This window comes from Salmonella sp. SAL04162, from assembly GCF_046551535.1.
In the GTDB taxonomy this organism is placed as follows: Bacteria; Pseudomonadota; Gammaproteobacteria; order Enterobacterales; family Enterobacteriaceae; genus Salmonella; species Salmonella enterica.
On record NZ_JBGDVX010000001.1, the window covers coordinates 379486 to 394020 of the forward strand.

Consider the following 14535-nt stretch of genomic DNA (forward strand, 5'->3'; position numbering starts at 1 on the left):
CCCATTGGCGTAAAGCGGTTCTGGCATCATTCTCGCTTATCAATCTATCCAGGGTTTGCTGCGTGGCAGAAGAGAGCGACGACGACAAAACAGAAGCCCCCACACCCCACCGACTTGAAAAAGCGCGGGAAGAAGGGCAGATCCCCCGTTCCAGAGAACTGACCTCACTGCTGATATTGCTGGTGGGCGTTTGTATTATTTGGTTCGGCGGCGAGTCGTTAGCGCGGCAACTGGCGGGAATGCTCTCAGCAGGCCTGCACTTCGATCACCGTATGGTGAACGATCCTAACCTGATCCTGGGACAGATAATTTTGCTGATTAAAGCGGCGATGATGGCACTGCTACCGCTCATCGCGGGCGTGGTGCTGGTGGCGCTTATCTCGCCGGTCATGCTTGGCGGCCTGATTTTTAGCGGTAAGTCGCTACAGCCAAAATTTTCTAAATTAAACCCGTTGCCGGGAATTAAGCGCATGTTTTCGGCGCAGACTGGCGCGGAACTGCTAAAAGCGGTGTTGAAATCCACGCTGGTCGGCTGCGTTACCGGCTTTTATCTCTGGCATAACTGGCCGCAAATGATGCGCTTGATGGCGGAGTCGCCGATCGTCGCAATGGGGAATGCGCTGGATCTGGTTGGACTCTGCGCGTTACTGGTGGTACTGGGCGTGATTCCGATGGTGGGATTTGACGTGTTTTTCCAGATCTTTAGCCACCTGAAAAAATTACGCATGTCGCGACAGGACATTCGCGACGAATTTAAAGAGAGCGAAGGCGATCCGCATGTTAAGGGCAAAATTCGCCAGATGCAACGCGCCGCCGCGCAGCGCCGCATGATGGAAGATGTGCCGAAAGCGGACGTCATTGTCACTAACCCGACGCACTATTCCGTGGCGCTGCAGTATGACGAAAACAAAATGAGCGCGCCGAAAGTGGTCGCGAAGGGGGCTGGATTAATAGCGCTGCGCATTCGCGAGATCGGCGCTGAACATCGGGTTCCCACTTTAGAAGCGCCGCCGCTGGCGCGGGCATTATATCGCCACGCCGAAATCGGTCAGCAAATTCCCGGACAGTTATATGCTGCCGTTGCGGAAGTGTTGGCCTGGGTCTGGCAGCTTAAACGCTGGCGGCTTGCGGGCGGGCAACGTCCTCCACAACCTGAGAACCTTCCGGTGCCAGAAGCGCTGGATTTTATGAACGAGAAGAATACTGATGGCTAATCTGGTCGCGATGCTGCGCCTGCCCAGCAACCTGAAATCGACGCAATGGCAAATTCTTGCCGGGCCGATCCTCATTCTGCTGATTTTGTCGATGATGGTGCTGCCGCTACCTGCTTTTATCCTCGACTTATTGTTTACCTTTAATATTGCGCTATCGATTATGGTGCTGCTGGTGGCGATGTTTACCCAGCGTACTCTGGATTTTGCCGCGTTTCCGACCATTCTGCTGTTTACCACGCTACTGCGTCTGGCGCTTAACGTAGCCTCAACGCGCATTATTTTGATGGAAGGGCATACCGGCGCGGCGGCGGCGGGAAAGGTGGTGGAGGCGTTTGGTCATTTCCTGGTCGGCGGTAACTTCGCGATCGGGATTGTGGTTTTTATCATCCTCGTCATTATCAACTTCATGGTCATCACCAAAGGCGCCGGACGTATTGCCGAAGTCGGCGCGCGCTTTGTGCTGGACGGTATGCCCGGCAAGCAAATGGCGATTGACGCCGATCTTAATGCCGGTCTGATTGGTGAAGACGAGGCCAAAAAACGGCGTTCGGAAGTCACTCAGGAAGCCGATTTCTACGGCTCGATGGACGGGGCAAGTAAATTTGTGCGCGGCGACGCCATCGCCGGTATTCTCATCATGGTCATTAACGTGGTAGGCGGGCTGCTGGTCGGCGTATTGCAGCACGGAATGAGCATAGGCAGCGCGGCGGAAAGCTACACCCTGCTGACCATTGGCGACGGCCTGGTCGCCCAGATCCCGGCGCTGGTTATCTCCACGGCGGCGGGCGTCATTGTGACCCGCGTCAGTACCGATCAGGATGTAGGCGAGCAGATGGTTGGCCAACTGTTCAGTAATCCAAGGGTGATGCTGCTGGCGGCGGCGGTGCTGGGGCTGCTTGGCATGGTGCCAGGAATGCCTAACCTGGTATTTTTACTCTTTACCGCCGCTTTGCTCGGCCTGGCATGGTGGCTGCGCGGGCGTGAAGAAAAAGCGCCGGAGGAGCCGCAGCCGGTAAAAATGCCGGAAAATAACTCGGTGGTCGAAGCCACCTGGAATGACGTACAGCTTGAGGATTCACTGGGGATGGAAGTGGGCTACCGCCTGATCCCGATGGTGGATTTTCAACAGGATGGCGAATTGCTCGGACGTATTCGCAGTATTCGTAAAAAATTCGCTCAGGATATGGGGTTCCTGCCGCCGGTTGTCCATATTCGCGACAATATGGATTTACAGCCTGCGCGCTACCGTATTTTGATGAAAGGGGTAGAGATTGGCAGCGGGGACGCCTATCCGGGACGCTGGCTGGCTATTAACCCCGGCACGGCGGCGGGAACGCTACCGGGTGAGAAAACCGTCGATCCAGCTTTTGGCCTTGATGCCATCTGGATTGAAAGCGCCCTGAAAGAGCAGGCGCAAATTCAGGGCTTTACCGTTGTTGAAGCCAGTACCGTTGTGGCGACGCACCTTAACCACTTGATTGGCCAATTCTCCGCCGAACTGTTTGGCCGCCAGGAAGCGCAGCAACTGTTGGATCGTGTCTCTCAGGAGATGCCTAAACTCACGGAAGATCTGGTCCCCGGCGTCGTGACCCTCACGACTTTACACAAAGTCCTGCAAAACTTACTGGCGGAAAAAGTCCCGATTCGCGATATGCGCACCATTCTGGAAACGCTGGCGGAACATGCGCCGTTACAAAGCGATCCGCATGAATTAACCGCCGTGGTACGCGTGGCATTAGGACGAGCGATTACGCAACAGTGGTTCCCCGGTAATGAAGAAGTGCAGGTGATTGGCCTGGATACCGCGCTGGAGCGTTTGCTGCTTCAGGCATTGCAGGGCGGCGGTGGACTTGAGCCTGGGTTGGCGGATCGCCTGCTGGCGCAGACGCAAGAGGCGCTTTCTCGCCAGGAGATGCTTGGCGCGCCGCCGGTATTGCTGGTTAACCATGCGCTACGTCCATTATTGTCCCGCTTTTTGCGGCGCAGTTTACCGCAGCTGGTGGTGTTGTCGAACCTTGAGCTTTCCGATAACCGTCATATCCGCATGACGGCGACCATTGGAGGAAAATAATGCGTAAATGGCTGGCATTGTTGCTCTTTCCCCTGACGGTTCAGGCCGCAGGCGAAGGCGCGTGGCAGGATAGCGGTATGGGCGTAACCTTAAATTACCGGGGCGTTTCCGCATCGTCTTCGCCATTGTCGGCGCGTCAGCCGGTTTCCGGTGTGATGACGTTGGTCGCCTGGCGTTATGAACTGAATGGCCCGACCCCCGCGGGCTTACGGGTACGTTTATGTTCCCAGTCCCGTTGCGTAGAACTTGATGGTCAGAGTGGCACGACCCACGGTTTTGCTCATGTTCCCGCAGTCGAGCCGCTCCGCTTTGTCTGGGAAGTCCCCGGCGGCGGCCGACTTATCCCGGCGTTAAAAGTGCGGAGCAATCAGGTGATTGTGAACTACCGCTAACCGCCCCTTTCTTTACCAGGTAACAGACCTGACTCTCTTTTTGAATAAATAGAAACACCGTTTTATAAAATGGTGAGGTAGGTTGCCGAACTCTTTGCGTTTTTGCCATTTACGCTCTGGCAATGGCAGAAACAAAAAGGTTTCCGCCCAGCTTAGCTTTTACTGTAGCGAATCGACTGCGTCGGCGGTAAAACTGCACGCAGCACTGAATTCGACATTACACAGAGGTTAAGCAAATGATGGTTTATCCAGTCAAACACAGTCCGCTATTGCGTCAGCCTGAGCATTTTATCGCCAGAGATGAACTAAAAGCCCTGGTGCAAAAGGTGACGCATAACCTGGTCAATATTAAAGATGAGACAGGCGAATTTTTATTGCGACTGGACGATGGACGCGTGATCGATACTAAAGGCTGGGCCGGATGGGAGTGGACGCACGGCGTGGGCCTGTACGGAATGTATCACTATTACCAACAGACCGGCGACCAGACGATGCGTAAGATCATTGATGACTGGTTTGCTGATCGTTTTGCGGAAGGCGCGACGACGAAAAACGTTAATACGATGGCGCCGTTTTTAACGCTGGCGTATCGCTATGAAGAGACGCGTAATCCAGCGTATTTACCGTGGCTGGAAACGTGGGCCGAATGGGCGATGAATGAAATGCCCCGTACCGATCACGGCGGAATGCAGCACATCACGCTGGCGGAGGAAAATCATCAGCAGATGTGGGACGACACGCTAATGATGACGGTGCTACCGCTGGCGAAAATCGGTAAGCTGCTGAACCGGCCGGAATATGTGGAAGAGGCAACCTATCAGTTCCTGCTACACGTGCAGAATTTGATGGATAAAGAGACGGGGCTGTGGTTCCACGGCTGGAGCTATGACGGTCATCATAACTTCGCTAACGCTCGCTGGGCGCGCGGCAACAGTTGGCTGACCATTGTGATCCCGGATTTTCTTGAACTGCTGGACTTGCCGGAAAATAATGCCGTGCGCCGTTACCTGATCCAGGTACTGAATGCGCAGATCGCCGCGCTGGCGAAATGTCAGGATGAAAGCGGTTTGTGGCATACGCTGCTTGACGATCCGCACTCTTATCTTGAGGCGTCGGCGACGGCGGGTTTTGCCTACGGTATTCTTAAAGCGGTGCGCAAACGCTATGTCGAACGGCACTATGCGCAGGTGGCGGAACAAGCTATTCGGGGGATAGTGAAACATATCTCGCCGGAAGGCGAACTGCTGCAAACGTCATTTGGCACTGGCATGGGCCACGATCTCGATTTTTACCGTCACATTCCGTTGACCTCTATGCCTTACGGGCAGGCGATGGCAATGCTGTGTTTGACGGAATATCTGCGTAACTATTTCTGATGTATGCGGATATTCCGGGCGTATCCTTGTCTGATGGCGCTTTGCTTATTTGACTATGGCACCTGACCTGGCTGCGTGGTATCAGCCTGTGGATCAAACAGGTGGTCAAGGATTTTTCGCATGATGGGCGCGGCGGTAACGCCGTCGCTTCCGCCGTTTTCCAGAATCAAGGCAATAGCGACCTTAGGGTTTTTATACGGTGCAAAAGCGGTATAAAACACATGATCGCGCAGGCGAATGGGGATCATTTTCGCGTTGTAGGTCTGATTTTCTTTCAGGCTAAATACCTGCGACGTGCCGCTTTTGGCCGCAATGCCGTAGGGCGCTGTGTGAAAGAACTTATAGCCCGTTCCGTTGGGTGCATTCGCCATGCCATACATCGCCTGACGCACCAGTCCCCAGTATGGCGACGCCGGATCGGCTATCTGTGCCGGTGTTCCTGAAGGGCGATACGGAACCACCGTTTTGCCGCTCTCTTCATTGAGTAACAGGTGAGGGGCAATCACCTTACCGTTGTTGATGAGCGCCACCATCGCTTTTACCATCTGGATGGGGGTGGCAATCCAGTAACCCTGGCCGATGCCGACAGAGATGGTATCGCCCTGATACCAGGCTTTTTTATGGACCCGCTGTTTCCATGCGCGGCTGGGAAGCAGCCCGTCATACTCTTCATTTAGGTCGATGCCCGTCGGTTTGCCATAGCCGAACTGAGACAACATCGTGTCGATACGGTCAATACCCATCATATAAGCGACCTGATAGAAAAAGGTATCCGCAGATTCCTCAATCGCTTTAGTGACATCCAGCATACCGTGTCCGGTTTTTTTCCAGTCCCGGTAATGCCGCTGCGTGCCGGGAAGCGTCCAGGTTGGCGCGCCAAAGAAGGTGGTTTGCGGCGTAATAATCCCGCATAACAGCGCGGACATCGCCATATAGGGTTTAACCGTTGACGCCGGGGGATAAAGCCCTTGCGTCACGCGGTTGATCAGCGGCAGATTTTTATCGTGCAGCAGTTTGCCGTAATCCTGATAGCTAATGCCTTTTACAAAGGGGTTCGGGTCGTAGCTGGGCATAGATACCATCGCCAGCACTGAACCATCGTGCGGATCTTCAACCAGTACGGCAGCACGCTGCCCGGCCAGCAAACTTTCAATGTACTCTTGTAAATGGAGATCCAGCGTCAGGTGAATATTCTTACCCGCGATGGGAGGAACGTCTTTCAGCAGGCGGACAATACGCCCGTGATTATCCACCTCGACCTCCTGATAACCGGTTTTGCCATGAAGATCGTTTTCGTAGTAACGCTCAATCCCCTGTTTACCGATGTTATGGTCCGCCGCGTAATTCTCTGCCAGCCCTTTTTTATCCAGCGCTTTAAGGTCGTTATCGTTTATCTTTGACACGTAACCGAGAACATGCGCCAGCTCCGCGCCGTAAGGATACTGCCGATCCTGATAGCTATTGATCGTGACGCCGTTGAAATGAAACTGATTGACCGCAAAGCGTGCGATTTCAACATCCGTTAGCGCGTTTTTGAGCACCACCGGACGATAGCGGCTACTGGATTTTAGCGCACGGCGAAAGTCGGCGATATCATCGGGGGAGAGATCAACAATAGGGGTGAGCTGTTTTAGCAGCGCATCCATATCGGCAATTTTATAGGGCGTAACCGCGATATCATACCAGGTTACGTTACGCACCAGCGGAATGCCGTTGCGATCGTAAATAATGCCGCGCGTGGGCGCGACGGGTAGCATCTTGATATCGTTCTCATTCGAACGGGTGGTGTAGTAGTGGTGCTGACGGATTTGCAAGTTATAGAGGTTGAAGATCAGGATACCAAAGCAGACAACCACTACACCAAACGCCACAATCACACGTCTCAGGAAGAGTTTCTCTTCCGCATCAAAGTCTTTAAAAGTCATTACCTGTACCTGAACAATCCGCCGCCTAATGATACGGGGCGGTCAGCGCCAGCACAGGTAAAAGATGTTCCATCTCTCTATAGAAATGTGTCATTCCTTGTGATTTGTTACAGATATACCGCTGTGGCAATAAAAAGGCCTGAGTCCGTTCCCCGGAATCAGGCCTGATGATGTTAACGACGACGCGTTTACATGCGTTCTACGGTTTCGATACCCAACGTATCCAGACCCAGTTTCAGCGTCTTCGCCGTCAGTTGCGCCAGTTTTAGGCGGCTATTGCGAACCGCATCATTCTCGGCGCTGAGAATAGGGCAGTGCTCGTAGAAGCCGGAGAACAGCCCGGCGACGTCATACAGATACGCGCACATGACGTGCGGCGTACCTTCACGCGCGACCACCGTCAGGGTTTCTTCAAACTGCAGCAGACGGGCAGCGAGTTGCGCTTCGCGATCTTCGCTAATGATAACCGGCGCGCTCGCCAGCGCCTGCTCGTCGATGTCCGCTTTACGGAAAACAGACAGCACACGCGTATAGGCATACTGCATATAAGGAGCGGTATTGCCTTCGAAAGCCAACATATTATCCCAGTCGAAGATATAGTCAGTGGTGCGGTTTTTTGACAGATCGGCGTATTTCACCGCGCCAATACCGACGGCGTTAGCCAGTTTTTCCAGCTCGTCAGCCGGCATATCCGGGTTCTTCTCCGCCACCAGACGACGCGCGCGCTCCAGCGCCTCATCCAGCAGGTCCGCCAGTTTCACCGTACCGCCCGCGCGAGTTTTAAACGGTTTACCGTCTTTACCCAACATCATGCCGAACATGTGGTGTTCCAGCGGAACGGAATCCGGCACATAACCGGCTTTGCGCACAATGGTCCAGGCTTGCATCAGGTGCTGGTGCTGACGGGAGTCAATGTAGTAGAGCACGCGGTCGGCGTGCAGCGTTTCGTAACGGTATTTGGCGCAGGCGATATCGGTAGTGGTATACAGATAACCGCCATCTTTCTTCTGAATAATGACGCCCATCGGGTCGCCTTCCTTGTTTTTAAACTCATCAAGGAAAACCACCGTTGCGCCTTCGCTTTCAACCGCCAGGCCTTTGGCTTTCAGATCGGCGACGATGCCCGGCAGCATCGGATTATACAGACTTTCGCCCATCACATCGTCACGCGTCAGAGTGACGTTCAGACGATCATAGGTGATCTGGTTTTGCGTCATCGTGATGTCAACCAGCTTACGCCACATCTCACGGAAATAGGTATCACCGCTCTGCAATTTGACGACGTAGTTACGCGCGCGCTCGGCAAACGCTTCATCTTCGTCATAATGCTTTTTCGCATCGCGGTAGAATCCTTCGAGATCCGCCAGCGCCATGTCGCCCGCGTTTTCCTGCTGCTGTTTTTCCAGCCAGGCGATCAGCATACCGAACTGGGTGCCCCAGTCGCCGACGTGGTTAGCGCGAATAACATGATGGCCCAGAAACTCCAGCGTGCGCACAGCCGCATCGCCGATAATCGTGGAGCGTAGATGACCAACGTGCATCTCTTTCGCGACGTTGGGCGCGGAGTAGTCGACGACAATCGTCTGGCGAGTCGGCTGAGAAACGCCCAGACGATCGGAGGCCAGCGCCTGCTGCACCTGTTCAGCGAGAAAAGCCGGTTCGAGGAAAATATTGATAAAGCCAGGGCCGGCGATTTCAACCTTGCTGGCGATGCCGCTGAGATCCAGATGAGTCAGCACCTGCTCTGCAAGTTGTCGGGGGGCCATACCCAGTTTTTTCGCAACTGCCATCATGCCGTTGGCCTGATAGTCGCCGAACTGAACTTTGGCTGACTGACGAACCTGGGGCTCGCAATCTGCAGGCGCGCCTGCAGCAATCATGGCCTGACTAACTTTTTCTGAGAGAAGAGCCTGAATATTCACCGGAATACCTTACGTTTATGAAGCGGACTGTATTGCCCGCGCCAGTTTAAGAATTAGGGCGGGAGTATACTGCAAATGCCCGTTGGCGTCAGCATTGCGCGCGCGGCGCGTCGCCTGAAATATACGCAACAATAATCTGCATAAGCATTCAATAAACGCCCAATCAAATCAAAGGTTGGTTGCCGGGGCGCAACAGCGTAAATTAGCGGTTTTCACAGCAAGAAGAGCGTCCTGATATGGCGAACTGGCAACACATTGATGAACTGCATGATATTTCCGCAGATTTACCGCGATTCACTCTGGCGTTCAGAGAACTTTCCACTCGCCTTGGTCTGCAGATCAGCGCCCTTGAGGCCGATCACATTTCATTGCGCTGTCACCAGAATACGACGGCGGAGCGTTGGCGTCGCGGTTTTGAACAATGCGGCGAGCTACTGTCGGAAAATATCATCAACGGCAGGCCGATTTGTCTGTTTAAACTGCATGAACCGGTATGTGTAGAACACTGGCGGTTTTCTGTTATTGAATTACCGTGGCCGGGAGAAAAACGCTATCCACACGAAGGGTGGGAGCATATTGAAATCGTGCTGCCCGGCGAGCCGGAGACCTTGAACGCGCGGGCTCTCGCGTTGTTGTCGGATGAGGGGCTTAGTCAGCCGGGGATCGTGGTTAAAACCAGTTCGCCACAGGGCGAGCATGAACGTTTGCCAAACCCTACGCTGGCCGTGACCGATGGCCGCGTCACGGTAAAATTTCATCCATGGTCGATTGAAGCGATTGTCGCCAGCGAACAGGCGGCCCATTAACCTGCCGAGCGGAGTGAATATGGCGTTACTTGAGATCTGTTGTTACAGCATGGAATGCGCGTTCACCGCGCAGCGAAACGGCGCGGATCGTATCGAACTGTGCGCCGCGCCGAAAGAAGGCGGGCTTACGCCTTCTTTCGGCGTCTTACGCAGCGTGCGCGAGCATATTACGATTCCCGTACATCCGATTATTCGTCCTCGTGGCGGGGATTTTTACTACACTGACGGCGAATTTGCCGCCATGCTGGAAGATATCCGCCTCGTCAGAGAGTTGGGTTTTCCTGGGCTGGTTACTGGCGTGTTGACCGTTGATGGGGATGTCGATATGTCGCGAATGGAAAAAATAATGGCGGCGGCCGGACCGCTGGCGGTGACATTCCACCGCGCCTTCGATATGTGCGCTAATCCCTTCAATGCGCTAAAGAATCTGGCTGACGCAGGCGTAGCAAGAGTACTGACTTCCGGGCAAAAAGCCGATGCGGCGCAAGGTTTATCAATAATTATGGAACTTATTGCCCAGGGGGATGCTCCAATCATTATGGCTGGTGCGGGGGTTCGTGCAAATAACCTGCAGAATTTCCTCGATGCCGGAGTACGGGAAGTACACAGTTCCGCCGGAGTTTTACTGCCTTCGCCGATGCGCTATCGCAATCAGGGGTTATCGATGTCTGCCGATATACAGGCGGACGAGTATTCTCGCTATAGGGTAGAGGGTGCGGCGGTCGCTGAAATGAAAGGAATCATTGTTCGCCATCAGGCCAAATGATTTTTACCGTTGCATCATGTCGCCCAATATGATGCTTGCTCGTACCAGGCCCCTGCCAATTCAACAGGGGCCTTTTTTTCTCCTTCATATTTCAAGCCGCAGCAGCGTTGGCCGCCTCGCGCACCCCGGTCACGTAGCTACCTACGTTCCCGGGGATTTGCTGCGTTGCCGCCTTGCTGCAACTTGAACTATTTTGGAGAAACGGTGCTATACGTAACGGTCATTCGGCAATCCATCACGGTTTACGCGCAATCAGCACCGCGCGCTGCGGGGCGGGATAGCCTTCCACCGTCTTGCTGCGATCGTTCGGGTCAAGGAAATCGGCCAGCGACTCGGTAACCATCCATTCGGTACGGCGTTGCTCTTCGGTGGTAGTGACGCAGACATCGGCGATACGCACGTCAATAAAGCCGCATTTTTCCAGCCATTTTTTTAATGCCGGCGCGGAAGGAATAAAATAGACGTTACGCATCTGCGCGTAGCGGTCACCCGGCACCAAAACGGTATTTTCGTCGCCGTCGACGACCAGCGTTTCCAGTACCAGTTCACCCTCGTTGACCAACTGATCTTTTAACTGCCACAGATGCTCCAGCGGCGAGCGACGGTGATAAAGCACCCCCATTGAGAAGACGGTATCAAATGCTTTCAGCGCCGGGAGTTGTTCAATGCCTAACGGCAGCAGATGCGCGCGCTGATCGTTACCCAACAGTTTACGCACCGCCTCAAACTGGCAGAGGAAAAGCTGTGTAGGATCGATGCCGACCGCCAGATGTGCGCCCGCGCCAATCATCCGCCACAGGTGATAGCCGCTGCCGCAGCCGACATCAAGGATCGTCCGGCCGGTTAAATCTGACAGATGCGGCAGTACGCGATCCCACTTCCAGTCGGAGCGCCATTCGGTATCAATATCTACGCCATAAAGCGAGAACGGGCCTTTACGCCACGGCATCAGATTACGCAGCAATGTATCAATACGCTTTAGCTGACCTTCGCTGAGCGGCGTTTCGCTTTCCGCCGTGACACTGTGCAGTAAATCCAGCCGCCAGGGCGTAATTTCCGGTAAAAATTCTACCGCGTTCGACCACTGTTTAAACAAGCCATGCTGCTGCTCGCGTTGCCAGGCGGCAATCTGCGCGGGCAATGTTTCCAGCCAGTGGGAGAGATGATTTTTAGCAATGAGCTGATAAAAGTTACCAAACTCGATCATGCGGCAACTCCGGCTTTTAACGCGACAAGCGACCCGAAATTAAAGCACTGGAACCACAGTTCACTGTGTTCGAAACCCGCCTGACGCAGGCGCGCTTTATGTGTTTCCACCGAGTCGGTGAGCATCACGTTTTCCAGCATACTGCGCTTCTGGCTGATCTCCAGTTCGCTGTACCCATTAGCGCGTTTAAAATCGTGGTGCATGTTGAATAACAGCTCGCCCACTTTCGCGTCTTCAAAGCTAAATTTTTCCGACAGTACCAGCGCGCCGCCGGGATTCAACCCCAGGTAAATCTTATCCAGCAATGCCTGGCGTTCGGCAGGTTCAAGGAATTGCAGGGTAAAATTCAGCACCACCATCGAGGCGTTTTCAATAGTGATATCGCGGATATCGCCTTCAACGACTTCAACCGGCGTAGGCGCTTTATACGCATCAATATGACGGCGGCAGCGTTCAATCATGGCCGGGGAGTTATCGACGGCGATAATGCGACAATGCTCATGGCGGATATTACGCCGAACAGACAGCGTCGCGGCACCCAGCGAGCAGCCCAGATCGTAGACCTGCGTGTTCGGCTGCACAAAGCGTTCAGCTAACATGCCGATCATGGAGATGATGTTGGAGTAGCCTGGTACCGAACGCTGAATCATGTCGGGAAAAACTTCGGCTACTCGTTCATCAAAAGTCCAGTCGCCGAGACGGGCGATAGGCGCAGAAAAAAGCGTGTCGCGGTGAGACATAACGTATACATCCGGGAAAAATAAAGGCGCATATTGTGCGCTAATACAGGGAGAAAACCAACTCCCAGGGCATATACCACAGGTTTGCCAGCACCATCAGCAACAATGCGCACCAGGTCGCGCTCATCCCCGCCCGCCGCCAGCGGAACAGGCGGTGGTGAAAACCGTAATAATGCATCAGCCGACCGGCGATTAAAATGATGCCGCAGATATGCACCATCCACGTTTCGGCGCCGTTCATTTCCATAAACAGCAGCAGCACCAGCGCGACAGGAATATATTCCACCGCGTTGCCATGAATACGGATGGCGCTTTGCAATTCGCTAAAACCGCCGTCGCCATAGGCGACACGGTACTGCATTCGCAAGCGAACGACATTAAAAGAGAACTTCATTAATAATAACGCACCCAAAACGGCATACAGCGCGCTTACCATACAAACTCCCTTTTAAAATGGCTGATGGCACTGTCTATGATAGGGGGCATTTTCAGAAAAGAGAAGATTGCTGTGGAATGGACGGAGCAGTGCCGATTTCCGGTAAGACGCTGCGTAAATCATGCCAAAGCGTATTCACCAGTTCCGGCGCCTGCGCGATATCCGGAGTATGTAAAAACAAAAAAGGCGTGGTGGTCTGCCGCCACTGCGGGAGTTTCTGCAACCAGGCGGCGAAAAACTCACGGTTTTGCGCCATATTATCGCTACCGATAAAACGCACCATCGGGTGGCTGGCCGTCACGACTGCATGTACCGGGACTTTGGGTTTTTTTCGCTGCGCGTCGCGGACGGCCTCGCTGTGGGGATGGGCGGCATGTACCGGACGACTATCCAGGATCACGCGGTTTACGCCGCGCGCGTGTAACCCGCGATTGAGCCGCTGTTCATCCTCACCTTTGTCAAAAAAACACGGATGACGAACTTCTACGCCATAGGTAAACGTGGCGGGGAGCGCATCAAGAAACTGCCATAAGGCGGGGAGATCGCGCGGTCCAAAGGCGGCGGGCAACTGCAGCCAGTATTGGCCAATACGCGTTTCCAGCGGCGCCAGGCGGGTAAAAAACGCCTGTACCAGATCGTCGCAATGGCGCAGCGCGGCCTGGTGAGAAATGGTGGCGGGAAATTTAAAGCAAAAACGGAAATCGTCCGTAGTTTGCGCATACCAGCGATCGACAATTTCTGCTTTCGGCAGCGCGTAAAGCGTGGTGTTGCCCTCCACGCAATTAAAGTGGCGGGCATACTCTTCCAGACTGGTGATGCCGAGCCGCGCCCATTTCGGGTGCGACCATTGCGGCAAGCCAATGTAGATCATAAGGCGTTTAAAATATCCTCTACGCTGCGTACCCGGCCAATGCGCGGGAAAATATGCGTCATACTGCTCTGATGTTGCTCACTGCTGGCTGCGCTACAGGCATCTTCGGCAATAATAAGGTTAAATCCTAACTCCCAGGCGTTACGCGCTGTGGATTCGACGCCGATATTGGTTGAGATCCCGCACAATATGATGGTGTCGATACCCCGGCGTCGAAGCTGTAATTCCAGGTCGGTGCCGTAAAACGCGCCCCACTGGCGTTTAGTCACTTCCAGATCGCAGTCCTTTTTACCCAATGCCGTAGGCCAGGTCCACCAGTTTTCCGGCAACGCGTGCGCAGGCGTTGCGGCATCCACCGGCTGTTTTAACGCCTCGGCATAATCATCAGACCATCCGACGCGTACCATAACCACGGGAGAGCCGTTGGCACGACACTTTTCCGCCAGCCGCGCGGCGCGGGCGACCACCTCATTTGCCGTATACGGGCCGCCGGCAAACGGAAGAATTCCTTCCTGTAAATCAATAACCACCAGGGCGGTTGTGGTCGCGTTGAGTTTCAGCATGATAATCACTCTCCTAAAAATAGCGGATTTCACTACACCTTAAGCGCGATTAAAGAGGAAAGCGGCGACAAATATTTTTAATTTTTGTGAGCATACGCAATACCCGCGTGAAAAACCCGGGTACAGTCAGTATGAACCAAGTGTCGATACCGCATGAAACGGGCAAGTTATCGCTCCCATGCTGGATTGACTCTTATCGTGCGGCAGAATTTCCAGTATAATAGCCGCCTTTTTTCATCCAGTTGT

The 14535-nt window shown here is 54.0% G+C and carries 13 protein-coding genes; 6 read left to right on the forward strand and 7 right to left on the reverse strand.

All coding sequences use genetic code 11. The features are described from left to right. Window positions 1-62: 62 nt before the first annotated feature. The 4 genes from flhB to ACLJRH_RS02080 all read left to right on the forward strand — a co-directional run bounded on the left by flhB (window position 63) and on the right by ACLJRH_RS02080 (window position 5053). Window positions 63-1214, forward strand: coding sequence for a flagellar biosynthesis protein FlhB (flhB, locus tag ACLJRH_RS02065; RefSeq protein ID WP_000797084.1), 1152 nt, complete (start codon window positions 63-65; stop codon window positions 1212-1214). Then, entirely contained in the window at window positions 1207-3285 is a 2079-nt protein-coding gene (flhA, locus tag ACLJRH_RS02070; protein WP_000002386.1) for a flagellar biosynthesis protein FlhA, read from the forward strand. The genes flhB and flhA overlap by 8 nt, the downstream gene beginning before the upstream one ends. Further along, complete coding sequence (gene flhe / locus ACLJRH_RS02075; protein ID WP_001233619.1) at window positions 3285-3677, forward strand: flagellar protein FlhE; 393 nt, start codon at window positions 3285-3287, stop codon at window positions 3675-3677. Before flhA ends, flhe begins: the two co-directional genes overlap by 1 nt. A gap of 236 nt (window positions 3678-3913) precedes the next feature. Continuing rightward, a complete protein-coding gene (locus tag ACLJRH_RS02080; RefSeq protein ID WP_023137481.1) occupies window positions 3914-5053 on the forward strand; it encodes a glycoside hydrolase family 105 protein in 1140 nt (379 codons plus the stop codon). Between the two features lie 53 nt (window positions 5054-5106). On the opposite strand, the gene mrdA is transcribed toward ACLJRH_RS02080, so the two are convergent. Together mrdA and argS are read right to left on the reverse strand one after the other, a co-directional pair. Beyond that, window positions 5107-6978, reverse strand: coding sequence for a penicillin-binding protein 2 (mrdA, locus tag ACLJRH_RS02085; protein WP_000142867.1), 1872 nt, complete (start codon window positions 6976-6978; stop codon window positions 5107-5109). Window positions 6979-7166: 188 nt separating this feature from the next. Then, complete coding sequence (gene argS / locus ACLJRH_RS02090) at window positions 7167-8900, reverse strand: arginine--tRNA ligase (RefSeq protein ID WP_001025360.1); 1734 nt, start codon at window positions 8898-8900, stop codon at window positions 7167-7169. 236 nt (window positions 8901-9136) lie between these two features. Between argS and ACLJRH_RS02095 the strand changes: the two genes are divergently transcribed. After that, window positions 9137-9706, forward strand: a complete 570-nt coding sequence (locus ACLJRH_RS02095) for a VOC family protein (RefSeq protein WP_000024796.1) — start codon at window positions 9137-9139, stop codon at window positions 9704-9706. Window positions 9707-9725: 19 nt separating this feature from the next. Further along, on the forward strand, window positions 9726-10472 hold the full coding sequence (gene cutC / locus ACLJRH_RS02100) for a copper homeostasis protein CutC (RefSeq protein WP_023137480.1): 747 nt from the start codon (window positions 9726-9728) through the stop codon (window positions 10470-10472). A gap of 235 nt (window positions 10473-10707) precedes the next feature. On the opposite strand, the gene cmoB is transcribed toward cutC, so the two are convergent. The 5 genes from cmoB to ACLJRH_RS02125 are packed head-to-tail and all read right to left on the reverse strand — an operon-like array spanning window position 10708 to window position 14289. After that, entirely contained in the window at window positions 10708-11679 is a 972-nt protein-coding gene (gene cmoB / locus ACLJRH_RS02105; protein WP_000569026.1) for a tRNA 5-methoxyuridine(34)/uridine 5-oxyacetic acid(34) synthase CmoB, read from the reverse strand. Then, complete coding sequence (cmoA, locus tag ACLJRH_RS02110; protein WP_000019609.1) at window positions 11676-12419, reverse strand: carboxy-S-adenosyl-L-methionine synthase CmoA; 744 nt, start codon at window positions 12417-12419, stop codon at window positions 11676-11678. The genes cmoB and cmoA overlap by 4 nt, the downstream gene beginning before the upstream one ends. 40 nt (window positions 12420-12459) lie before the next feature. Further along, window positions 12460-12855: an MAPEG family protein gene (locus tag ACLJRH_RS02115; protein ID WP_000252975.1), complete on the reverse strand. Its 396-nt coding sequence runs from the start codon at window positions 12853-12855 to the stop codon at window positions 12460-12462. A 52-nt stretch (window positions 12856-12907) separates the two neighbouring features. Further along, on the reverse strand, window positions 12908-13726 hold the full coding sequence (locus ACLJRH_RS02120; RefSeq protein ID WP_000639226.1) for a DUF72 domain-containing protein: 819 nt from the start codon (window positions 13724-13726) through the stop codon (window positions 12908-12910). Further along, window positions 13723-14289 (reverse strand): hydrolase, encoded by a 567-nt coding sequence (locus ACLJRH_RS02125; RefSeq protein ID WP_023137479.1) that lies wholly within the window; start codon window positions 14287-14289, stop codon window positions 13723-13725. Before ACLJRH_RS02125 ends, ACLJRH_RS02120 begins: the two co-directional genes overlap by 4 nt. Window positions 14290-14535: the final 246 nt, after the last annotated feature.

Excerpts from the sequence above, each read along its gene's own strand:
- ACLJRH_RS02125 (WP_023137479.1), bottom strand. The coding sequence starts at position 14,289 with ATGCTGAAACTCAACGCGACCACAACCGCCCTGGTGGTTATTGATTTA.
- flhA (WP_000002386.1), top strand. The coding sequence starts at position 1,207 with ATGGCTAATCTGGTCGCGATGCTGCGCCTGCCCAGCAACCTGAAATCG.
- ACLJRH_RS02115 (WP_000252975.1), bottom strand. The coding sequence starts at position 12,855 with ATGGTAAGCGCGCTGTATGCCGTTTTGGGTGCGTTATTATTAATGAAG.
- ACLJRH_RS02095 (WP_000024796.1), top strand. The coding sequence starts at position 9,137 with ATGGCGAACTGGCAACACATTGATGAACTGCATGATATTTCCGCAGAT.
- cutC (WP_023137480.1), top strand. The coding sequence starts at position 9,726 with ATGGCGTTACTTGAGATCTGTTGTTACAGCATGGAATGCGCGTTCACC.
- ACLJRH_RS02080 (WP_023137481.1), top strand. The coding sequence starts at position 3,914 with ATGATGGTTTATCCAGTCAAACACAGTCCGCTATTGCGTCAGCCTGAG.
- cmoB (WP_000569026.1), bottom strand. The coding sequence starts at position 11,679 with ATGATCGAGTTTGGTAACTTTTATCAGCTCATTGCTAAAAATCATCTC.
- cmoA (WP_000019609.1), bottom strand. The coding sequence starts at position 12,419 with ATGTCTCACCGCGACACGCTTTTTTCTGCGCCTATCGCCCGTCTCGGC.
- ACLJRH_RS02120 (WP_000639226.1), bottom strand. The coding sequence starts at position 13,726 with ATGATCTACATTGGCTTGCCGCAATGGTCGCACCCGAAATGGGCGCGG.
- mrdA (WP_000142867.1), bottom strand. The coding sequence starts at position 6,978 with ATGACTTTTAAAGACTTTGATGCGGAAGAGAAACTCTTCCTGAGACGT.
- flhe (WP_001233619.1), top strand. The coding sequence starts at position 3,285 with ATGCGTAAATGGCTGGCATTGTTGCTCTTTCCCCTGACGGTTCAGGCC.